17 protein-coding genes and 2 tRNA genes are annotated in these 21,248 nt (G+C 69.5%); 12 read left to right on the forward strand and 7 right to left on the reverse strand.

Annotation, left to right across the window (positions count from 1 at the left end; translation table 11 throughout):
• Positions 1-5: 5 nt before the first annotated feature.
• Together M8J73_RS12520 and M8J73_RS12525 are read right to left on the reverse strand one after the other, a co-directional pair.
• Positions 6-1,070 (reverse strand): ABC transporter substrate-binding protein, encoded by a 1,065-nt coding sequence (locus M8J73_RS12520; protein ID WP_055539232.1) that lies wholly within the window; start codon positions 1,068-1,070, stop codon positions 6-8.
• A 263-nt stretch (positions 1,071-1,333) separates the two neighbouring features.
• Positions 1,334-2,572, reverse strand: coding sequence for an ROK family transcriptional regulator (locus M8J73_RS12525; RefSeq protein WP_055539236.1), 1,239 nt, complete (start codon positions 2,570-2,572; stop codon positions 1,334-1,336).
• Positions 2,573-3,043: 471 nt separating this feature from the next.
• On the opposite strand from M8J73_RS12525, the gene M8J73_RS12530 reads away from it, so the two are divergent.
• Positions 3,044-3,619 carry a biotin transporter BioY gene (locus tag M8J73_RS12530; RefSeq protein ID WP_055539233.1) on the forward strand — a complete coding sequence of 192 codons (576 nt, stop codon included), beginning with the start codon at positions 3,044-3,046 and terminating at the stop codon, positions 3,617-3,619.
• Positions 3,620-3,866: 247 nt separating this feature from the next.
• On the opposite strand, the gene M8J73_RS12535 is transcribed toward M8J73_RS12530, so the two are convergent.
• Entirely contained in the window at positions 3,867-4,664 is a 798-nt protein-coding gene (locus M8J73_RS12535) for a hypothetical protein (protein WP_055539234.1), read from the reverse strand.
• A gap of 227 nt (positions 4,665-4,891) precedes the next feature.
• On the opposite strand from M8J73_RS12535, the gene M8J73_RS44790 reads away from it, so the two are divergent.
• Positions 4,892-7,177: a serine/threonine-protein kinase gene (locus M8J73_RS44790; protein WP_492012098.1), complete on the forward strand. Its 2,286-nt coding sequence runs from the start codon at positions 4,892-4,894 to the stop codon at positions 7,175-7,177.
• A gap of 41 nt (positions 7,178-7,218) precedes the next feature.
• Here the strand turns inward: M8J73_RS44790 and M8J73_RS12545 are convergent, their stop codons facing one another.
• On the reverse strand, positions 7,219-8,679 hold the full coding sequence (locus M8J73_RS12545; RefSeq protein ID WP_249828607.1) for an amino acid permease: 1,461 nt from the start codon (positions 8,677-8,679) through the stop codon (positions 7,219-7,221).
• 274 nt (positions 8,680-8,953) lie between these two features.
• Here M8J73_RS12545 and M8J73_RS12550 point away from each other — a divergent pair, with 274 nt between their 5' ends.
• Both M8J73_RS12550 and M8J73_RS12555 read left to right on the forward strand, forming a co-directional pair.
• On the forward strand, positions 8,954-9,439 hold the full coding sequence (locus tag M8J73_RS12550; RefSeq protein ID WP_055543056.1) for a ribose-5-phosphate isomerase: 486 nt from the start codon (positions 8,954-8,956) through the stop codon (positions 9,437-9,439).
• Between the two features lie 157 nt (positions 9,440-9,596).
• Complete coding sequence (locus M8J73_RS12555; protein WP_249828608.1) at positions 9,597-10,418, forward strand: Fpg/Nei family DNA glycosylase; 822 nt, start codon at positions 9,597-9,599, stop codon at positions 10,416-10,418.
• A 22-nt stretch (positions 10,419-10,440) separates the two neighbouring features.
• Here the strand turns inward: M8J73_RS12555 and M8J73_RS12560 are convergent, their stop codons facing one another.
• On the reverse strand, positions 10,441-11,679 hold the full coding sequence (locus M8J73_RS12560; RefSeq protein ID WP_249828609.1) for a GNAT family N-acetyltransferase: 1,239 nt from the start codon (positions 11,677-11,679) through the stop codon (positions 10,441-10,443).
• Positions 11,680-11,892: 213 nt separating this feature from the next.
• Here M8J73_RS12560 and M8J73_RS12565 point away from each other — a divergent pair, with 213 nt between their 5' ends.
• Both M8J73_RS12565 and M8J73_RS12570 read left to right on the forward strand, forming a co-directional pair.
• Complete coding sequence (locus tag M8J73_RS12565; protein WP_055539023.1) at positions 11,893-13,065, forward strand: PP2C family protein-serine/threonine phosphatase; 1,173 nt, start codon at positions 11,893-11,895, stop codon at positions 13,063-13,065.
• A 151-nt stretch (positions 13,066-13,216) separates the two neighbouring features.
• On the forward strand, positions 13,217-13,699 hold the full coding sequence (locus M8J73_RS12570; protein WP_055539022.1) for an HD domain-containing protein: 483 nt from the start codon (positions 13,217-13,219) through the stop codon (positions 13,697-13,699).
• A gap of 3 nt (positions 13,700-13,702) precedes the next feature.
• Here the strand turns inward: M8J73_RS12570 and M8J73_RS12575 are convergent, their stop codons facing one another.
• Complete coding sequence (locus M8J73_RS12575; protein WP_055539021.1) at positions 13,703-14,896, reverse strand: acyltransferase family protein; 1,194 nt, start codon at positions 14,894-14,896, stop codon at positions 13,703-13,705.
• Positions 14,897-15,475: 579 nt separating this feature from the next.
• Between M8J73_RS12575 and M8J73_RS12580 the strand changes: the two genes are divergently transcribed.
• The gene (locus M8J73_RS12580) at positions 15,476-15,670 is read left to right on the forward strand and encodes a hypothetical protein (protein WP_055517972.1); all 195 of its coding nucleotides are present in this window, start codon (positions 15,476-15,478) and stop codon (positions 15,668-15,670) included.
• A 139-nt stretch (positions 15,671-15,809) separates the two neighbouring features.
• On the opposite strand, the gene M8J73_RS12585 is transcribed toward M8J73_RS12580, so the two are convergent.
• Positions 15,810-15,883: transfer RNA gene (locus tag M8J73_RS12585), tRNA-Gly, on the reverse strand.
• A 176-nt stretch (positions 15,884-16,059) separates the two neighbouring features.
• On the opposite strand from M8J73_RS12585, the gene M8J73_RS12590 reads away from it, so the two are divergent.
• The 5 genes from M8J73_RS12590 to clpX all read left to right on the forward strand — a co-directional run bounded on the left by M8J73_RS12590 (position 16,060) and on the right by clpX (position 21,218).
• Positions 16,060-16,136, forward strand: a tRNA-Pro gene (locus M8J73_RS12590).
• A 237-nt stretch (positions 16,137-16,373) separates the two neighbouring features.
• Positions 16,374-17,789, forward strand: coding sequence for a trigger factor (gene tig / locus M8J73_RS12595; RefSeq protein WP_055539020.1), 1,416 nt, complete (start codon positions 16,374-16,376; stop codon positions 17,787-17,789).
• Between the two features lie 405 nt (positions 17,790-18,194).
• Complete coding sequence (locus tag M8J73_RS12600; RefSeq protein ID WP_055519442.1) at positions 18,195-18,809, forward strand: ATP-dependent Clp protease proteolytic subunit; 615 nt, start codon at positions 18,195-18,197, stop codon at positions 18,807-18,809.
• 238 nt (positions 18,810-19,047) lie between these two features.
• Complete coding sequence (locus M8J73_RS12605) at positions 19,048-19,728, forward strand: ATP-dependent Clp protease proteolytic subunit (protein WP_055542009.1); 681 nt, start codon at positions 19,048-19,050, stop codon at positions 19,726-19,728.
• A 203-nt stretch (positions 19,729-19,931) separates the two neighbouring features.
• Positions 19,932-21,218, forward strand: coding sequence for an ATP-dependent Clp protease ATP-binding subunit ClpX (gene clpX / locus M8J73_RS12610; protein ID WP_055519445.1), 1,287 nt, complete (start codon positions 19,932-19,934; stop codon positions 21,216-21,218).
• Positions 21,219-21,248 lie beyond the last annotated feature (30 nt).

Genomic DNA, 21,248 nt, shown 5'->3' on the forward strand with positions numbered 1-21,248 from the left:
GGCCGTCACCTCCGGTACTCCGCGGGCACGGCCTTCGCCGCGATGGCTTCGAAGCGGCGGTCGAAGAGCGTGCCGACATCGAACTTCTTCACGAATCCGCCCTCGGCGAGCAGATCCGCCGTCTCCTGCTCCCACTTGATGGCCTCGTCCCAACTGGGCTGGAACAGAGGCTTGTTGGCGAGATCGCTGATCGACTTCGCCTGGGCGGCGGTCAGGTTCTGCGTCTTGACGTAGAACTCCTCGTTCCAGGTGTCCGGGTGCTCGTACTGCCAGACCGCGCCCTTCGCCCAGTACGGGATGTAGGCGGCCACCGCCGCGGCCTTCGCCGAGTCGGCCAGTACGGACGTCGGCGCCCACAGCAGGTTGAGCAGGTCCACCACGTCGGTGGTGATGGTGCGGGCGCCCTTCGCCTCGTACTGCTGGAGATAGGCGGGCGCCTGCTGGTTGCCGAGCGGCGCGATGTCCACCTGGCCGGACTGGAGAGCCGTCAGGAACTGGTTGCTGGTGAGCGGGACGAGCTCCACGTCGTCGTAGGCGATCCCCGCCTTCTTCAGGGCCCGCAGCAGGACGACACCCTGCGCCTGCCCCTGCGAGAAGGCGAGCTTCTTGCCCCTGAATTCCTTGACCGAGGTGATGTCGCTGCCGGGCTTGGTGGCGAACAGATAGTTCGGCTTGCGGGTGATGTTGATCGCGACGATCTTCGCGTCATAACCCTGGTAATGCGCCTGGATCGGCGGGATTCCCGCGTTGTTGGCGACATCCAGCGAGCCGGCACGGAAGGCGTTGATGACATCGGGACCGGCCCCGATGTTCGCCCAGCTGCTCACCTTGAACGGCAGATCGCCCAATCCCGCGAGTTTGAACTGCAATTGCTGCTGGTTCTGGAACGAGGCGATCTTCAGACTGGTGCCCCGGGGGACCTTGGTCGCCAGCGGCGCGTCCGCCGCCGTCTTGGCGGTCGCCGCGCTGCTGTCGGCGCAGCCGCTCAGTCCGACGGCGGCGGCGCCGACGCCGAGGACGGAGGTGAGGAAGAGACGCCGGTCGAGACCGGACGGAGCGGACGAAGGCATGGGAGGACCCCCTGGGGTTCACAGGAAAAGCGGGAGGCGGCGCGAGGCAGGAACGCGCACGGAAATTACGGCGAACGAACGCCGGAAAAGGAGAAATCACTGCGGGAGAAGGCCGGAGAAGTGGGCGTCCACGCAGGAAGAAGAACGCGCTCGGGGCGCGTCAACGTGTCAGCAACAGAGGGTGCGACAGGTCGTGAGAAGCATGAACATGATGTTCCCGGTCTCGCGTCGTGGCTGTCAACATTCGGAGTTTCTGAATTAATTCACCGGGGTGCGGCGGCCAGTGGATCGCGATAGAGCACGTCCAGGGCGACCGCACCGCCCGCCGTGGCCAGCACGGCGTCCGGGAAGCTCGTCGGCCCGACGTCCGCCGCCCGGTCGTGCGCCACGGCGCCCCGCAGCGCGGCGAGGCAGTCCTCGCGGGCGATGACCCCGACCTCGGTGACGACGACGGTCTCCGGGTTCAGCACGTCGAGCAGCAGCCCCACGGCCCGCCCCACTGTCCGCGCCCGCTCCACCAGCAGCCGTACGGCCACCGGGTCGCCGCCCGCCGCCGCGTCCACCACATGCGTCGGGTTCACCCCGGCGATGACGCCGGCCTCCCGTGCCCGTCGGCACAGCGTCCGCTCGCTCAACTCGGCCTGGAGGCAGCCGGTCCGCCCGCAGGCGCAGGGCTCCGTCCCGCCGGGCAGCGGCAGATGGGCGATCGCCCCGGACTGGGAGCGTGGCCCGTGGTGCACCTCGTCGTTGGTGGCGAAGGCCGCGTCCACCACGTTGCCGACGAACAGATGCAGCACGCTCCGACTGCCCCGGGCCCGCCCGAAGAGCCGCTCCGCGCCGACCAAGGCCCGCGCGTGCCCGTCGACATGGACCGGTAGCCCGGTGCGGGCGCCGAGCACCTCCCGCACCGGCACCTCGCGCCAGCCGAGCAGCGGATGCTCCACCACCGTCCCGGTCTCCCGGTCCACCCAGCCACCGGCCGCGAACCCGACCCCGAGGAGACGGCGCCCCGGCAGGGCCGCCGACAGCGCGGCGATCCCGTCGGCGGCGCGTGCCAGCAGCACCGCCGGATCGGCGGTGCCGTCGTGCTTCGTCTCCCGCCGCACCAGGACCCGTCCGCGCAGATCCAGCAGCGCGACCGTGGTGTAGGGCACCGCCACATGCACCCCGGCCACCGCGAACCGCGAGTCGTCCAGGTCGAGCGGTACGTGCGGGCGCCCCGACCCCTTGGACTGCCGGGGCGGTTCGGCCTCCCGGATGAGCCCCAGCCGCGCCAGCCCGGCACAGTGGTCGGTCACCGAGGCCGGTGACAGGCCCGTCACCCGCGCGATGGTGCTGCGCGCCACCGGTCCGTGCTCCAGCACGGACCGCAGCACCACGCTGGCACTGGTCCGCCGCCGGTCGCTGTCGGCGACCCGCGGCACGGGAGAGGAACGGGACGGAAGCGGGGAACGACGGGGAACGGAAGGGGAAAGAGTGGGTGCTGCCACGGTACGGGGCATCGCGATCATCCTCGGGTACGGGTCCGACACTGCGCCGTCGTGAGGCGAGGCGCGCCGGAGCCGCCTCACCCGGGGCGGCGACAGGTGGCCGTGCCCACGCGTCGCAGGTCGACGTAGCGACGCGACGAGAAGTACCGGGCCTGGGCAACCATGCGCCCGAAGCTAGCAAAACGGCCCACCTCTGCCCAGACGGCGACCGACGGGCGAGACGGCCTCCGTCCATCCCCACAACCCGATTGGTGAATCCCTACAGACCCCTCCGTCCATGCCGACGTGGCAGAAGCCACTCCACCTCAGTGACCGGCGTCACGCCTGCCCGGTGTAACCCAAGGTCATTGTCGAAAGCCCACCATGCCGTCGTTCCCGCCTTTGTCGACGGCTGACGGTGTCCTGTTCATGACCGCTGGGATAGCGTCACCGTGTTCGATGCCACGTACACCCTTCTTTCCCCTCTACCCTCGCGGAGTCCCCATGAGTACGGCCGTCGCCCCCGCCCGCACCGGTCAGGTCCTCGCCGACCTGCTCCCCGTCTCCCGTGTGCGGGACATCGCGCTGGTGGTCGGTGGCGCCGCCCTCACCGGGCTCGCCGCGCAGATCGCCGTGCCCGTGCCGGGCTCGCCGGTTCCGGTGACCGGCCAGACCTTCGCCGCGCTGCTCGTGGGCACCGCGCTGGGAGCCGGCCGCGGTGTCGCGTCCCTCGCCCTGTACGCGCTCGCCGGTCTCCTCGGCGTGCCGTGGTTCGCGAACGGCACCTCCGGCGTCGGCGTCTCCTTCGGCTACATCCTCGGCATGATCCTGGCCTCCGCGGCCGTGGGCGCCCTCGCCCGCCGGGGCGCCGACCGCTCCGTGCTGCGCATGGCAGGCACGATGCTTGTGGGCGAGGCCATCATCTACGCCGTCGGTGTCCCCTACCTCGCCGCCACCGCCGACATCACCCTCGCCTCCGCCGTCGCGGTCGGCCTCACCCCGTTCCTGATCGGCGACGCGCTCAAGGCGGCGCTGGCGATGGGCGCGCTGCCGACCGCGTGGAAGCTGCTCGACAAGTGACGCCGTAGTTCCTATGGGCGCGGCGCCACGGAGACCGTGACGCCAAGGCCCTGGTGGCGGCGTCACTCGGACTGTGACGTCTCCACGCCCGAAGAGGCTCGCCGGGTCGCACACCGACCGCACAGAGGCGAGCCTCTTCCGCGTCTCCGCGTCTCCGCGTCTCCGCGTCTCCGCGTCTCCGCGTCTCCGCGCCACAGCCTCCTCACGGCTCCGCGTCCGACGGCTTCTCCTTCTCGCCGTCCACGCGTCATGTCTCCTGTCGGGCGCGCCGGTTGTTCCACCACAGGCCCGCCGCGCCGGCGGAGATCAGCGCGGCGCCCACCATGCCGAGCGGCAGGACCCGGTCGGCGGGACCGGTCTGCGGCAGCTCGTCGGGCTTGTCGTCCTTGCCGCCTCCGCCGCCACCGTTCCCACCGCCTCCGTTGCCGTCGCCTCCGTCACCGCCGCCCGGTGTGACCGGGCTGTTGTCGGTGCCGAGGAGGAGCGGCGTGGCGGGCTCGTTGGGTGACTGGTTCGTCGTGCCGAACGGCACCGGACCCTGCTGCCAGAACGTCTTCGAACCGTCGGCGTTCTGCACCGGCAGGCAGATGTCGCCCTTCTTCTTCAGGTCGAAGGTCGCGTCGATCGCATAAGTCTTCGACTTTCCGGCCGCCAGATCGTCGATCGCACACGCGAAACCGCTGTTGGCCCCATCGGGAAGATCGCCCTTGGCGATTTCCGTGCAGCCTTCGACATTCTTGACCGTCAGGCCGTCGAAACCGACCACGAGCAGACGGATTTTCCCGCTCGCCTTGGTTCCCTCGTTCTTTACGACCCCGGAGATCTCCGTTTCCTGAGACTTGTTGTCGACTTTGATCTCTTTGGACAGCAGTGTCGACAGCTTCACCTCTGCCGGTGCCGTGTCCATGACCTTTCCGCCGTGATCGCTCAATCCCCCCTCGTCATCCGCCCAGGCCGTGAAGCCGAGGATCATCACCGACGAGAACGACGCGGTGAGCAGCGATCCCGCGATGGCCGTCCTGGTCTTCCCCTGACGAGAACTCATGTTCCATCCCCCTTGCGTCCCCCTGGCCGTGCCTGAATTCACGGCCATTGAAGAGGTACCACAAGATTTCTCGCCACTATGCTGGAGCGGCGAGAAGTGTGACCAATGCGCGACTTTTTGGTTCGGCTGTTGCAGAAGTGGGCACGTGTCGGTCGAAGGGGGGCATGGGGGTGCCGGGAACAACGAGGGGCGGAGTGCCGGGGCTTGTGGTGGCCGGCCGTTATACGTTGGTCGAAAGCATCGGCCAGGGCGGAATGGGGCGGGTGTGGCGGGCCGCCGACGAAATACTCGACCGGCAGGTGGCGGTCAAGGAAATGCGGATCGACGGCCTCGATCCGGAGGACACCCGCACCCGACGCGAGCGCACTCTGCGGGAGGCCAGGGCCACGGCCCGCATCGACCACCCCCACGTCGTCCGCATCTATGACGTCGTCGACGAGGGCGAGCGGCTGTGGATCGTCATGGAACTGGTCGACGGCCGCTCGCTGGAACGGCTCCTCTTCGAGGACGGCCCCCTCGACGTACGGGAGACGGCCCGCATCGGCCTCGAACTCGTCGACGCGCTGGGCCAGGTGCACGCGCAGGGCGTTCTGCACCGTGACATCAAACCGGCGAACGTCCTCGTCCGCCGGACCGGCGGACGCCGCGTCGTGCTCACCGACTTCGGTATCGCCGCCATCCAGGACGCGGAGGCGCTCACGATGGCCGGCATGCTCGTCGGCTCCCCCGACTACATGGCGCCCGAGCGGGTCTCCGGCCGCCCCCAGGGGCCGCCGTCCGACCTGTGGTCCCTGGGCGCGACCCTCTGCGCCGCCCTCGGCGGCCGTTCCCCGTTCTCCCGCACCACCACGCTCGCCACTCTGCACGCGGTCCTCTACGAGGAGCCCGAACTGCCCGCCACGGCAGGCGACCTGCACGACGTCCTCGCCGCCCTCCTGGAGAAGGACCCGGACGTACGCCCCGGCCTCCCCGAACTCACAACGGCCCTCCAGACCATCGCTACACCCCCACCAGCCCCGCCCACAGCCACGGTCACCTTGGAACCACCGACCACGCCGATGGCGGCTCCGGAACCGGGCGGTGCCGCAGCGGTCGCTGCCGACCCACCGGGCGGGGTCCCGGAGGCTGCCGATCCGCGGGCCGCCGGGTCAAACGGTGCTGGTCCGCGGATTGCCGGGAGGGACACACCTGATCCGAGGGTTGCCCGTACGGACGGCCCTGATCCGAGGGGCGCCGAGACGGATGCCCCCGACCAGCGCACGGTCGGGAGGGCGATCGGTCCGGAGCCGTCGGCCGTGGGCGCGGTCGCCCCGGAGCCCCCGGGAGGGGCAGGGGAGGACATCGAGGCGGCGGACCCGGGAGACGACAGCCGGAAGGCGGCGGTGGCAGGGGCCGTCGCAGAGCCCCCGGTGACACCCACGGAGCCCTCGCGCGAACCCACCCTCGTCGTGCCGCCTGCACCGGTGCCGCCCACCCCCGCGCAGCCGACCCCCATGCCGCCCACCCCTGCGCAGCCGACCCCGACGCCAACGGTGTCGAACGCTCCCGTGCAGCCGACCCCGACGCCGACGGTGCTGAACGCCCCCGAGACACCCCCGGCCACGGACCCCGAGCCCGAAACCTCCGCCGCAGCATCGCCCCTGGACACACCCGAACTCCCCACCCGGCCCCGGCCCGCCCCCACATCGCCGGGCGATCTGCTAGGCCGTGTCCGCAAAGTCCCGCCTGCCCCGCGACGCCTGGCACGCCCTCTCGCCGCACCGGGCGGAGGCCCGAGTACATCCAGTACGAGGGCCTCCGCCCGCCACGCCGAGAGCACGCACCAGACGCCGCAGGGCGCGCCCTCCGGGCGGACGACGGGACTTTACGGACACGACCCAGGCCCCCCGCGCCCGGCGAGGCCCGCCGAGCCCCGCCGGAACAGGCGCCGTACGGTGCTGATCGCGGCCGCCGGGGTGGCCGTGGCCGGAGTCCTCGCGGCCGTACTCGTCCCGACGCTGGGCGCGTCGTCCGACGACAGGAGGAAGGCGTCCCCCTCGACTCTGTCGAGTTCGTCCCCCACCGTCGCCGGCACCTCCCGCCCCCCGACGCTGCCGCCCGGCGCCCGCACCGAGGCCGGGGTCTTCGCCTGGGTCCCGCCCGACGGCTTCTCCCGCGAGGTGCACGCCGGCGCGGAGGTCCACTACACCTCGCCGGACGCGCGGCAGGAGATCGTCGGCAAGGCGTCCCTGGCCCGCGGTGACCTGCTGGCCCAGTGGGAGAAGAAGGAGGAGAGCACCAGCAAGGGCCCCGGCTACCAGCGGATCCGTCTGGAGGAGACCGAGTTCCGCGGCAAACCGGCCGTGGTCTGGGAGTACACCGTCACCGCCCAGGAACTCCCCTGGCACGTCCGCTCCCTGGGCTTCAACACCGGCGGCAAGTCGTACCAGCTCACCACCTGGTACCACCCCGACATCGAGGACCGGGCCCTGCCCGTCTACAAAAAAGTCGAGAAGAGCTTCACCCCGTTGTGAAGCCCTTCCCGACGAACCACGAACCGTGAACCACGAGCCGCTCAGCCCACCTTGTCGGTGACCTCCGCCGTCGCGCCCGCCTTCTGCCCCTTGATCTTCTCCTTGACCAGGGCGATACCGACGACGACGGCCGCGACCAGCAGCGAGAGCAGCAGGATCTCCCGGTTGCCGTGCTCCGTGTCGGTGAGCATGTAGCCGAGGACGAAGAGGATCAGCCCGATCGTGGCCCACGTCAGATACGGGTACAGCCACATCTTCACGACGAGCTTCTCCGGGGTCTCCCGCTCGATGATCCTGCGCATCCGCAGCTGGGAGAAACAGATCACCAGCCACACGAACAGGGCGACCGCGCCGGAGGAGTTCACGAGGAACAGGAACACGCCCTCGGGGAAGAAGTAGTTGAAGATCACCGCGACGAACCCGAACACCACCGACGCCAGGATCGCCGTCATCGGCACACCCCGCGACGTGGTCCGCCCGAACGACCGCGGCGCGTCCCCGCGCTCACCCAGGGAGAACGCCATCCGGGAGGCCGTGTAGAGACCGGAGTTGAGGCAGGACAGCACCGACGTCAACACGATGAAGTTCATGATCTGACCCGCGTGGGCGATTCCCAGCGAGTCCAGCGCGGCGACGTAGGAACCCTTCTCCTTGATCGAGGGGTCGTTCCACGGCAGCAGCGCGACCACGACGAAGATCGAACCCAGGTAGAAGACGCCGATACGCCAGATGATGCTGTTCGTCGACTTCGTGACGGCCTTCTGCGGGTTCTCCGTCTCCCCGGCGGCGAGCGTGGCGATCTCACTTCCCATGAACGAGAAGACCACCAGCAGCACACCGATGAGGATGGCACCGGGCCCGTGGGGCAGGAACCCGCCGTGGTCGGTCAGGTTCCCCAGGCCCGCCTTCTCGGCCTCCACACCCGGCAGCACGCCGAACACGGCCAGCCCGCCCACGACGATGAACGCGGCGATCGCGACGACCTTGATACCGGCGAACCAGAACTCGAACTCGCCGTACGAGGCCACCGAGACCAGGTTCGTGGCGGTCAGCACCACCATCACGATCAGGGCCCAGCCCCACTGCGGTACGGCCGGGATCCAGCCCTCCAGGATCACCGCGCCGGCGGTGGCCTCCACCGCGAGGACGACGACCCAGAAGAACCAGTACAGCCAGCCGATCGAGAACCCGGCCCAGCGGCCCAGCGCACGGTCGGCGTGCGCGGAGAACGACCCGGAAGTGGGGTTCGCGGCGGACATCTCACCGAGCATCCGCATGACCAGCACGACCATCGTGCCGACCAGGGCGTAGGACAGCAGGATGCCGGGACCGGCGGTCGCGATACCGGAGCTCGACCCGACGAAGAGGCCCGCCCCGATCACACCTCCGATCGCGATCATCGACAGATGGCGGTTCTTGAGACCGGCGTGGAGGCCGGGGGAGGGGGGAGAGGAGGAGCCTGGTGTGCCGGTGTCGGTCGGCAGAGTCGGCTGCGAGGTCATGGGGGGAGTTTCCTTTGCGCCGTTGTGGGGACTTCCGTGCGTCTGCCCGCGCATTCCCCGGTGACTCTCGTCGGAGCGGGACACGAGAGGCGGCGGGGGCATTGCGTGAGCCTCCGTAAAGATCGGTCCAGTGAATCGGAGGTGAAAGGAATCCTGAACCTTTGAATCCAGATCGTTACTTGAGGTTTACTTGAGGTTCCGTGGTGTGGCTCACGCTTCTCGGGCGCCGGGCCCCCATCGCGCTCCGACGAAACAGGCGTGTCACACTCGGACCATGCGCGTCTACCTCGGCTCCGATCACGCCGGATACGAACTCAAGAACCACCTCGTCGAGTGGCTGAAGGCCGCCGGTCACGAGGCCGTCGACTGCGGTCCCCACATCTACGACGCCCAGGACGACTACCCGCCGTTCTGCCTCCGCGCGGCGGAGCGCACGGCCGCCGACCCCGGCTCCCTGGGCATCGTCATCGGCGGATCCGGCAACGGGGAGCAGATCGCCGCGAACAAGGTGGCCGGCGTGCGGGCCGCGCTCGCGTGGAGCACCGAGACGGCCGCGCTGGGCCGCGAGCACAACAACGCGAACGTCGTGGCCGTCGGGGCTCGGATGCACTCGCAGGACGACGCGACCAAGTTCGTCGAGACGTTCCTCAACACGCCGTTCTCCGGTGACGAGCGCCACATCCGCCGCATCGACATGCTCGCGACATACGAGACGACGGGCGACCTCCCCCCGATCCCGGCACACCACCCCCAGCCGTAGGGACACCTGACAACTCGGGGCTGAAGGGGCGGGCCGCAGGCCCGTTCCCTTCAGGGGCGCGGGGAACTGCGCGACCAGCCCCCACCTACCCGCACCCGCCATACGCCCCCCGCGCCCCCCACCCCCTAGGCGCCCCGCCCAACCCCCGGAGGGCCCCGTGCCGGAAGGCCACACGATTCATCGCCTGGCCGAGGACTACCTCTCCCACTTCGGCACCGGCACGGCCCTCCACGTCACCAGCCCCCAGGGCAAGTTCGCCGACGCCGCCGCCCTCCTCGACGGCACCCCCCTCACCGCCGCCGAGGCCCACGGCAAGCACCTCTTCCTCCACTTCGGCGCCCCCGACGCGGAGGACTGGGTCCACATTCACCTCGGCCTCTTCGGCAAGGTCGACCTCGGCCCCACACCGGCGCCCCCGCCCACCGACACCGTCCGCCTGCGCCTGCGCAACGACACGTCGTACGTGGACCTCCGCGGCCCCACGACGTGCGCGCTGATCACGGACGCGGAGAAGCAGGCCGTCCACGCCCGCCTCGGCCCGGACCCGCTGCGCCCGGACGCCGACCCTGCCCTCGCGTACGCCCGGATCTCCCGTAGCCGTACGACGATCGCCGCGCTCCTCATGGACCAGAAGGTCATCGCGGGCGTCGGCAACGTCTACCGCGCCGAGGTCCTCTTCCGGCACGCCATCGACCCCTACCGCGCCGGCCGGGACATCACCGCGGCGGAGTGGGACGCGATCTGGGCCGACCTCGTCGCCCTCATGCGCGAGGGCGTCCGCAACAACCGCATCGACACCGTGCGACCGGAACACACCCCGGAGGCCATGGGCCGCCCGCCCCGCGTCGACGATCACGGCGGCGAGGTGTACGTGTACCGCAGGGCCCATCTGCCCTGCCACATCTGTGGTGGCGAGATCCGCACCGCCGATCTCGCCGCCCGCAACCTCTTCTGGTGCCCCACCTGCCAGCAGCGCTGACGCCCCGGGAGGGCGGCCGGTCTCAGAACGAGTGCGGCACCCAGGGCGCCTCGGTCGACGAGAAGAACCCGACGGACGCCTCCGTGAGCGCCCCCGGCCGCAGCTCCCGCACCCGCCCGGCCGCACCCAGCGACGCGAGGCTCACCCCGCCCAGATAGGCCGACGCCAACTCCCGTACGGAGAGGGCGAGATCGGCGGCCCGCTCGGTCCGCTCGCAGCTCGCTCCCCGCGCGTCGCCGACCAGCCGCCAACGCCCCGCGTTCCAGGGGCAGAAGACGTCCTCGACCTCCAACACCAGGTCCACCGGCGCCTGGTACGTCCGCGCCCCCAACGCCGCCCCGACATCCACGAGCCGTACATGCAGATCGTCCTGCACCCGCAGCCCGCACCGCCGGACGTCCGACACCATGTGCAGCCAGGGCTCGTCCACGGGACGCCGGTACGCGACGAGGGACGACGTCAGATCGATGTCGAAGAGGAACCGCCACAGCGCGGCGTGCGCGGCCGGATCCACTGCCTCCAGCGCGCTCAGCCGGACGACCCCCGCGGCCCCGCCCGGCCCCCAGTCCGGTTTGACCCGGAACCGCGCGTACCCGACGAGCCCCTCTTCCCCGTCCCGCTCCGCCACCACGCACTGCAACGGTGAGCCGCCCGCCCGGTGCCGGTCCGTGTCGAGCAGCTCCGCCCGCTCCCAGCCCGGCCGCCGCACCAGCATCCCCGGCCGCCCCGGCACCCGGCGCGCGTACACCGCCTCGCAGGCGTCGAGGGCCTCGGCCGGGGCGGCGTACCGCAGCCGTACGTCGTCGGTGCCGGGCGGCACGGACAGCCGGACCCGCGTGGTGTCGACCTCGACACCGAGCCGGTGCGTGGCGATGCCGTACCCGAACCGGCCGTAGATCGCCGGCTCCGACGCGATCAGCACGGCCAGCGGCTCGCCCCACGAGCGGATGTCCGCCAACTGCCGCCGCATCATGGACGTCAGCACCCCGCGCCGCCGATGCGTGGCCGCGACACCCACCATCGTCACGCCCGCCGCGGGGACGGCCGCGCCACCGGGAACCGTGATCCGGAAGTCGAACGCCCCGGCCGTCCCCACACATTGGCCCCCGTCCCAGGCGCCGAGCGCACGGCCGTGGTCGAGGAGCGACTCGTCGAGGTCACGCTCCTCGACCGAAGCCCGCATCCCCCCGAAGGCCCGCAGAAGGTTCGCGTACCAGACATTCCAGTCGTCCTTCGCCAACACCCGCAGCTCAGTGGTCATGTGCCATGCGTAGCAGCGCCCTTCGTCACGAGCGAGTCAATTTCCCCATGCCGAACGGGGACATCGTGGGATCCTTCACAGGTGCCGCGCGAGGGCCGCAAGACGGCTCCCGTGTGAGATCTGTGTGAGATTCGTCGTGAACCGGCCCTCGGAAGGGGGACAAGTAGGACCTCCTGTGCACAGGGGCTGGTCCGATGGATAAGGTCCCGAACAATGGCAGCAGGACGAGAGCGGCGCGCGGCGGCCGATACGTTCACGGCCCGGATGAAGAAGCTGGTTCACCGGGTCCGCACCGGCGTGCGCAAATCCGCCGTCGACTACTTCCGCGGCGACGGCTCCGACTGGGTCGCCCTGGCCGGTCTGCTGCTGATGATCCCGCTCATCGCGATGCTCACCATGATCGACCCGGTGTGGTTCTCGCCCGCCGCGCTGGTCCTGCCCATCGTCGCGGGCGGCCTCCTGCTGCGTCCCGCCAGCCTCCTCGGCCTGTACGCCGCCGCCGCGACCGCGCTGATCATCGAGTCCGTGAACCTCGGCCCCTACACCGAGGGACCGGCGAGAGTGACCCCCGGCATCGTGCTCGTGGTCGCCGCCTGCGGGTTCTTCGGCCTGCTCATCGCCCAGTTCCGCAGCCGTGTCGGCGTCCCCTGGCGGCGCGGCGGCACCATGCTCTTCGACCTCCGTGAACGCATCCGGGTGCAGAGCAAGTTGCCGCAGCTGCCTGCCGGCTGGCACCGCGAGATGGCGCTGCGCCCCGCCGGCGGCCAGTCGTTCTCCGGTGACTTCGTCGTCGCGGCCCGCACCAACGGCGGCCGCACCCTCGAAGTCGTCCTCACCGACGTCTCCGGCAAGGGCATGGACGCCGGCTCCCGCGCCCTCCTTCTCTCCGGCGCCTTCGGCGGCCTGCTGGGATCGCTCCCACCGCACGCGTTCCTCCCGGCGGCGAACGGCTACCTCCTCCGTCAGGACTGGGACGAGGGCTTCGCGACCTCCATCCACCTCGTCCTCGACCTCGACTCCGGCGACTACGAACTCTTCTCCGCGGGCCACCCGCCCGGCCTCCAGCTCAGCGCCGGCACCGGCCGCTGGGAGGAGAAGGCCGCCGAGGGCCCGCTCCTCGGTGTCTACGACGGCGCCCAGTTCGACCCCGTGAAGGGCTCGCTGCGCCCCGGCGACGTCCTCATGCTGTTCACCGACGGCCTCGTCGAGACCTCCGACCGCGACATAGTCGAGGGCATCGACCGCCTCACCGGCGAGGCCGACCGCTACGTCCCCGGCGGCTTCCACGGCGCCGCCTGGCACCTCATCGAAGCGGTCGCCAAGGACGTCAACGACGACCGGGCCCTGCTCCTGATCTGCCGAGAGGGCCCCACGGCCCCGAAGTGACAGGGCGCGCCCCCCCGGGAGGCGCGGGGACCGGGTGAACCGGCCACCAGAGGTCGCGGAGACCGGCCGTACCACCCATCAGGGTGCGCGGGGACCGGGCGAAACGGCCACCGGGATCCCGCCCGCCCGACACACCACAGGAGTCGACCCCATGCCCCTCTCCCTCGCGGACATCGAAGCCGTCGCCCGTGGCGCCCACGCCGCCCAGACCGACAAGGCGGGCCGTCCCTACGCCGAGCACCTCCAGGCGGTCGCGCACGGCGTGGCCGCCCGCGGCGGCGACGAGGACCAGATCGCCGCTGCCTGGCTGCACGACGCCATCGAGGACGAGGCCCTCACCGAGGACTGGCTCGCCGAGGCCCCGCTGACCGCCCGTACGAAGGACATCGTGCTGGCCCTCACCAAGCGCCCCGGAGAGGCCCCGGAGGCGTACGCCGCGCGCATCCTCGCCACCCCGGGCGCCGTCCTCGTCAAGCAGTCCGACCTCGCCCACAACGCGAACCCGGCCCGCCTGGCCGTCCTCGACGAGTTCACCCGCGCCCGGCTGACCCACAAGTACGCCCACATGCGAAACCTCCTCGGTCTGCCGGACGAACCGGCGACCGAGGAGGTCAGGGACGAGCAGGACGGCTGAGAGTCAGGCCCTCGCGCCGGCCTTCCCACGCTCGCGGGCCAGCTCGGTGGCGTCCCGCTTGAAGGCCCACTCCATCTTCGGCTCCATCGCGAACCGGAACATCCGCTGCACCGGCGGCGTGCACAGCACGGTGATGACGGCGGCCGCGAAGAAGGTCACGAACAGTTCGCCGAGCGGCTGGTAGATCCACGCGTTGAGGTCGTACCAGTCCCAGAAACGCGAGCCCTTGGCGAGGAACCCGTGCAGCAGATAGCCGTACAGGGTGCCCGCGCCGAGCACGGTGAACCACATCTTCCGCCGGGGGACCCAGGCGAAGAAGCACGTGGTCAGCACCATGGAGCAGCCGAACAGCGCGAAGGTCATCACGACACCGGCCCACCACGGAGCACCCAGCTCCTGGGCGCTGTCCCGGTGGTAGAACCAGGCCGAGTTCATGTCCGGGCCCAGCCAGTACGCCATCGCCAGCGCACCCGCCAGCACCGGCACGGACAGCATCCGCACCTCACGGCGGCGCATGAACTGGAAGTGCGCAGGCTTCATGAACAGACCCACCACGAAGAACGGCAGGAACTGCAGGACGCGCTGGAGGTCGAGGTCGTCACCGATGTCCGGCGACACGGAGGCGAGCGCCGCGATGGCGAGCGCGAGCGGCACCGGCCAGCGGACGACCTTCCACAGCGGCGTCGTCAGCCGCCAGACGAACAGCGCGATCAGGAACCAGGTGAGATACCAGGGGTCGAGCAGGCTGATCGGGTGCGACGGGTCGTCGTCGGCGTACTGCTTGAAGACCGAGTACGCGATCTCGAACAGCACGTACGGCACCGCTATGCCGGTGACCAGCCGCCGCAGCCGGTCGGGGCGCATGTCGAAACTGCGGGAGAAATAGCCGGAGATGATGATGAACGCCGGCATGTGGAAGGTGTAGACGACCATGTACAGCGCCTCGGCGGCGCGACTGTGGTCGGTCAGCGGCTCCCAGGCGTGACCCATCGCGACGAACACGATGGCCAGGTACTTGGCGTTGTCGAAGAACGCGTCGCGTTGTCTGGCCGGTCTGGTGTCCGGTGACGCGGCGCTCGTGGCCGGGTGGGGGGACGAGGACTTCAGCGAGCGCGGACTCGGCACTCCGTCCGCCGACGACTGGGCCGGGGGGAGCGGCGCGCTGGTGTGGCCATGCGGTCGCAGCGAGTTCGTCACAGACCCTCCCGCCGTGAACGACGCGGGCCGGTCCGAGCACTCGCTGCGCAAGGGGGGGACGAGGCAGCGGTGAACATCTGAGGCACCCTAGCGTTGTCTGTGCGAGTCAGTAAAACCATCGACGTTAATCCCGTATTGGTGAGTGCGTGTCCTCTCCGGGTACCCGGGATTCGGTGAAGTGAGCATCAGTCAGAGCGTGACTGTCCGTGCACCGAAGCAGCATGGCCCAGCACCCTTCTGTCCGTATACATCCGGACTAAACGGTGCATAACATGCTCGGGCGACTCCGGCGGAATGTCCGGTTAATTACCGTTCTCCGCACGGCCCTTGATGTGTCTGTGGCAACAATTCGAATTACCTGCGAACGGGATGTGTGTGCACGGAAACGATCACCGTGAATTCACTCCCGACAGCCTCTCGCCGGTCGCGGGCACGCCCGCGGATCTGCGTCACTGTGGCCGACGTTGCCTCACCCGCCGCATAGGACGGCCTGGTTGGTGGCACGATGGTTCTGGCGGGGTGCGCGTGGGGTCGGCGCCCCGGGCCGGGAGTGCGGACCGACCGAGGGTGTGATCTGTTGTGGCCATTTCGCTGTCAGTGGTTCTCTTGCTGGGGATCATCCTCATCGTTCTGATGAGGGGCGGGACGATCAAGGCCGGCCCGGCCGTCGTCGCCATCCTCTTCGGCTTCTTCCTCGCCTCCACCGGCATGGCCGACGACATCCAACGCTTCCTGAACTCGATAGCGGAAACGATCAACTCGATCCAGTTCTAGCGCTCCAGCGGAGGCGCCGCGAGACGCACCGCGAGGGCACCGCGCCACACGGTCGCGAGCGCGCCGCGCCACACATGACGCGCGAAAAGACCTCCGGCCCGGTTCCGAGGGAGTCCCTCGGAACCGGGCCGGAGGCCGGTGGAGCGGGCGACGGGAATCGAACCCGCGTAGCTAGTTTGGAAGACTAGGGCTCTACCATTGAGCTACGCCCGCACAGGTCGCGCCGCAGGTCGGGAGACCGCGGCACTGAAGGCATCGTAGCGGGTCGGGCGCCCTCGTCGCACACCCCTTCCGGTCGCCCCGCGCGCCCGCCCGCGCACGCGCCCGCGCACTCGGCAAATACGGCGGCTCCTCTGGCCCGGGACATGTACCCTACGTGTCGCACCAGACGGGGTGTGGCGCAGCTTGGTAGCGCGTCCGCTTTGGGAGCGGAAGGCCGTGGGTTCAAATCCCGCCACCCCGACCACCAGCCGGAACCCGCCGGGCCGATCGGCCGGGGTCTGCCAGGGCACGACCCCGCATGGCACGCGGTGTCTCAAGATCACCTTTTGGGGCGTGTACCGCCTGCGGTTACTATGCAAGCTGCGCGCCCGTGTGTCTGCACTCTCACGTCTCTCAAGGGCCGCGAATCCGCTGAGGCTCTGCCGGATCCGGCAGGGGACCCAGCAGAACCCCAAGAAGTCAGCCACAAGGAGACCGAACCGTGAAGAGCGCCGTGGAGACCCTGAACCCGACTCGGGTTCGGCTCACTGTCGAGGTGCCCTTCGAGGAGCTCAAGGACAGCCTCGACGCGGCGTACAAGAAGATCAACCAGCAGGTCACGGTGAAGGGCTTCCGCAAGGGCAAGATCCCGGCCCGGGTCATCGACCAGCGGTTCGGTCGCGGTGCCGTGCTGGAGGAGGCTGTCAACGACGCGCTTCCGAAGCTCTACACCGAGGCGGTCAACGAGGCCGAGCTCAACGTCCTCGGCCAGCCCGAGGTCGACATCACGGAGCTGAAGGACGGCGAGACGCTGAACTTCACCGCCGAGGTCGACGTCCGCCCGACCATCGAGATCCCGGACTTCTCCGGCATCGAGGTCGAGGTCGACGCCGTCGAGGTCACCGACGAGGACATCGACAAGGCGGTCGAGCAGCTCCGTGAGCGCTTCGCCTCGACCTCCCCGGTCGAGCGGGCCGCCGAGGATGGCGACGTCGTCACCATCGACCTGCAGGCCAAGGTCGACGGCGAGGTCCTGGAGGACGGCGTCGCCGAGGGCGTCTCCTACACGATCGGCTCGGGCGAGCTGCTCGACGGCATCGACGACGCCGTGAAGGGCCTGGAGGCCGGGGCCGAGGCCACCTTCACCTCCGAGCTGAAGGGCGGCTCGGCGGCGGGCAAGGAGGCCGAGGTCACCGTCAAGGTCACCCAGGTCGCCGCCCGTGAGCTGCCGGAGCTGGACGACGAGTTCGCTCAGCTCGCCTCCGAGTTCGACACCCTCGAGGAGCTGCGCGCGGACAGCCGCAAGCGCCTGGAGAACATGAAGCAGTACGACCAGGCCACGCAGGCCCAGGAGCGCGTCCTGGAGAAGCTGCTGGAGCTCGTCGAGGTGCCCGTCCCCGAGAAGCTGCTCGAGGACGAGATCAACACCCGCAAGCACAACCTGGAGCACCACCAGCTCGGCCAGATGGGTCTCGACCTCGAGAAGTACCTCGAGATCCAGGGCAAGACGGTCGAGGAGTTCGACGCCGAGACCAAGGAAGCGGCCGTCAAGGGCATCAAGACCCAGTTCGTCCTCGACGAGCTGGTCGCCAAGGAGAAGCTGAACGTCAACCAGGAGGAGCTCACCGAGCACCTGATGCGGCGTGCGGCCTCCTCCGGCATGTCCCCCGACCAGTTCGCCCAGGCCGTCGTCCAGAACAACCAGGTCCAGCTCCTGGTCGGCGAGGTCGCCCGCGGCAAGGCCCTGGCCCTGGTCGTCGAGGCGTCCACGGTCAAGGACACCAACGGCGAGCTCGTCGACCTCGACGACGAGGACGAGGACGAGACCACGGAGGGCTCCGCCGAGGAGACCCCGGCTGCCGCCGAGGCCGCCGAGGAGGCCCCCGTGGCCGCCGCCGAGGAGAAGAACGAGGCCTGATCGCTCCGCTCACAGCGCCATGACGGGCCCCCGGATCACTTGTGACCCGGGGGCCCGTCGGCCTACCCAGGGGCGCGTGGAACTGCGCGACCAGCCCCGTACGAGCCGCACTCGCGTCTGTCACGCCAGGCGGATCGGCGGGTGCGGCTTTGCCATGGGCCGGTCGCGCACTTTCCTGCGCCCGTGGGCGGGGCCGGGGGTGACACGGCGCCCCTGTTCCCGCAGCGGAGCGCATGCGCTGACAGCGAACAGTTCCCTTTGCGGGATTCCCCGGCGGAGCCTCCGCGTTAGGGTCCATGAATACGGGGCCGGAGCACTCGGCGAAACCGCCGGAGGCCCCCGCAGGGAAACGTGAGACGGCCCGGCGCCGTCGTAAGACGAGCAGGTGGATACGTGACGAATCTGATGCCCTCCGCCGCCGGCGAACCTTCCATCGGCGGTGGCCTCGGCGACCATGTCTACAACCGGCTGCTCAACGAGCGGATCATCTTCCTCGGCCAGCCGGTCGACGACGACATCGCGAACAAGATCACCGCACAGCTGCTGCTCCTTGCCGCCGACCCGGACAAGGACATTTACCTGTACATCAACAGCCCGGGCGGTTCGATCACGGCCGGCATGGCGATCTACGACACCATGCAGTACATCAAGAACGACGTGGTGACCATCGCCATGGGCCTCGCGGCCTCGATGGGTCAGTTCCTCCTCAGCGCGGGCACCCCCGGCAAGCGCTTCGCGCTGCCGAACGCCGAGATCCTGATCCACCAGCCCTCCGCCGGCCTCGCCGGCTCGGCCTCGGACATCAAGATCCACGCCGAGCGGCTGCTGCACACCAAGAAGCGCATGGCCGAGCTCACGTCGCAGCACACCGGCCAGTCGGTCGAGCAGATCACCCGCGACTCGGACCGCGACCGCTGGTTCGACGCCTTCGAGGCCAAGGAGTACGGCCTCATCGACGACGTCATCGCCACGGCTGCCGGCATGCCGGGCGGCGGCGGCACCGGGGCCGGGCAGGCGTAACGGCACCCGCCGTGCCGCGCGTCGCCGTACGCGACCCGGCCGCGTCCGGACGCCGCAGGGGCCCGTAGGAGGGCCCTCGGCGGAAGGACCGGCTCCGGGCGCCGTACGGGGCGTACGGCGGCCGTACGACGCCCGTCACGGACGTACGACGGCGCGCAGCCCGGCGGCAGCCGACCCGCACCCCCCGAAAGCCCCAGCCGACCGCCTCAGCCCCTCTCAGGCTTCCAGGAGACCCACAGTGAACGACTTTCCCGGCCGCGGCCTCGACGACCGTGCGCGCTCCCAGTACACCGGCCCCACGGCCGAGTCCCGTTATGTGATCCCGCGCTTCGTCGAGCGCACCTCGCAGGGCATCCGCGAGTACGACCCGTACGCGAAGCTCTTCGAGGAGCGGGTGATCTTCCTCGGCGTCCAGATCGACGACGCCTCCGCCAACGACGTCATGGCGCAGCTGCTGTGCCTGGAGTCGATGGACCCCGACCGTGACATTTCGGTCTACATCAACAGCCCCGGCGGCTCCTTCACGGCGCTCACCGCGATCTACGACACGATGCAGTTCGTGAAGCCGGACATCCAGACGGTCTGCATGGGCCAGGCGGCCTCCGCCGCGGCGATCCTGCTGGCCGCCGGTACGCCCGGCAAGCGCATGGCGCTGCCGAACGCGCGCGTGCTGATCCACCAGCCGTACAGCGAGACGGGCCGCGGTCAGGTCTCCGACCTGGAGATCGCCGCCAACGAGATCCTCCGGATGCGTGCGCAGCTGGAGGAGATGCTGGCCAAGCACTCCACCACGCCGATCGAGAAGATCCGCGAGGACATCGAGCGCGACAAGATCCTCACGGCCGAGGACGCGCTCTCGTACGGCCTGATCGACCAGATCATCTCCACGCGGAAGATGAACAACAGCAGCGTCCGCTGACGGCGGAAAGCCTGTATTGTTCGCCGCCCCTTGGCATGGTTGGCACCGTTTGACCCAGTGCACGACAAGGTGCACGTCAAAGTGAACCGTGCCAAGGGGGGCCCGAACGGGGGGCCCGGCAAGGTACCGTCGACATAAGGCAGCACCAGGAGCCGCTGGATTCCAATCGTCCAGTCGTCTCCCAGGCGAAGGGGAAGCACACCGTGGCACGCATCGGTGACGGCGGCGATCTGCTCAAGTGCTCGTTCTGCGGCAAGAGCCAGAAGCAGGTCAAGAAGCTCATCGCAGGGCCCGGTGTGTACATCTGCGACGAGTGCATCGACCTCTGCAACGAGATCATCGAGGAAGAACTCGCGGAGACCAGTGAGGTCCGCTGGGAGGAGCTCCCGAAGCCCCGCGAGATCTACGAGTTCCTCGAGGGGTACGTGGTCGGCCAGGAGGCCGCCAAGAAGGCCCTGTCGGTCGCGGTGTACAACCACTACAAGCGCGTCCAGGCCGGCGAGAACGGCGGCGGTCAAAGCCGCGAGGACGCCATCGAGTTGGCGAAGTCCAACATCCTGCTGCTCGGCCCCACCGGCTCCGGCAAGACCCTGCTCGCCCAGACGCTGGCCCGCATGCTGAACGTCCCGTTCGCCATCGCGGACGCGACGGCGCTGACGGAGGCCGGCTATGTGGGCGAGGACGTCGAGAACATCCTCCTGAAGCTCATCCAGGCGGCCGACTACGACGTCAAGAAGGCCGAGACCGGGATCATCTACATCGATGAGATCGACAAGGTCGCGCGGAAGAGTGAGAACCCCTCGATCACACGGGATGTGAGCGGCGAGGGCGTCCAGCAGGCCCTGCTCAAGATCCTCGAAGGCACCACGGCCTCGGTGCCGCCGCAGGGCGGCCGCAAGCACCCGCACCAGGAGTTCATCCAGATCGACACGACGAACGTCCTGTTCATCGTGGGCGGTGCGTTCGCCGGCCTGGAGAAGATCATCGAGTCGCGGGCGGGCGCAAAGGGCATCGGCTTCGGCGCGACGATCCGCTCGAAGCGGGAGCTGGAGTCCAAGGACCAGTTCGAGGACGTCATGCCCGAGGACCTGGTCAAGTTCGGCATGATCCCCGAATTCATCGGCCGCCTCCCGGTCATCACCTCGGTCCACAACCTGGACCGCGAGGCACTCCTCCAGATCCTGGTGGAGCCCCGCAACGCCCTGGTGAAGCAGTACCAGCGCCTGTTCGAACTCGACGGGGTCGAGCTGGACTTCGAGCGCGAGGCCCTGGAGGCCATCGCCGACCAAGCCATCCTCCGCCAGACGGGCGCGCGCGGCCTGCGCGCCATCATGGAGGAGGTCCTGATGTCGGTCATGTACGAGGTCCCGTCCCGCAAGGACGTGGCCCGCGTGGTCATCACGGCAGACGTGGTCCACTCCAACGTCAACCCGACCCTGATCCCGAGGGACGCGCGCGGCCGAGGATCGGGCGAACAGAAGACGGCGTAACCGCCGGACACATGCGCCAAGAGGGCACCC

The sequence above is a fragment of the Streptomyces neyagawaensis genome, assembly GCF_023516595.1.
GTDB classification, from domain to species: domain Bacteria; phylum Actinomycetota; class Actinomycetes; order Streptomycetales; family Streptomycetaceae; genus Streptomyces; species Streptomyces neyagawaensis.

What these genes read in the sequence shown, in the direction of transcription:
- M8J73_RS12520 (WP_055539232.1), bottom strand. Translation starts at nt 1,070, where the DNA reads ATGCCTTCGTCCGCTCCGTCCGGTCTCGACCGGCGTCTCTTCCTCACC.
- M8J73_RS12565 (WP_055539023.1), top strand. Translation starts at nt 11,893, where the DNA reads ATGGCAGCAGGACGAGAGCGGCGCGCGGCGGCCGATACGTTCACGGCC.
- M8J73_RS12525 (WP_055539236.1), bottom strand. Translation starts at nt 2,572, where the DNA reads ATGCCCCGTACCGTGGCAGCACCCACTCTTTCCCCTTCCGTTCCCCGT.
- M8J73_RS12535 (WP_055539234.1), bottom strand. Translation starts at nt 4,664, where the DNA reads ATGAGTTCTCGTCAGGGGAAGACCAGGACGGCCATCGCGGGATCGCTG.
- M8J73_RS12570 (WP_055539022.1), top strand. Translation starts at nt 13,217, where the DNA reads ATGCCCCTCTCCCTCGCGGACATCGAAGCCGTCGCCCGTGGCGCCCAC.
- M8J73_RS12560 (WP_249828609.1), bottom strand. Translation starts at nt 11,679, where the DNA reads ATGACCACTGAGCTGCGGGTGTTGGCGAAGGACGACTGGAATGTCTGG.
- M8J73_RS12545 (WP_249828607.1), bottom strand. Translation starts at nt 8,679, where the DNA reads ATGACCTCGCAGCCGACTCTGCCGACCGACACCGGCACACCAGGCTCC.
- M8J73_RS12530 (WP_055539233.1), top strand. Translation starts at nt 3,044, where the DNA reads ATGAGTACGGCCGTCGCCCCCGCCCGCACCGGTCAGGTCCTCGCCGAC.
- M8J73_RS12550 (WP_055543056.1), top strand. Translation starts at nt 8,954, where the DNA reads ATGCGCGTCTACCTCGGCTCCGATCACGCCGGATACGAACTCAAGAAC.
- M8J73_RS12600 (WP_055519442.1), top strand. Translation starts at nt 18,195, where the DNA reads ATGCCCTCCGCCGCCGGCGAACCTTCCATCGGCGGTGGCCTCGGCGAC.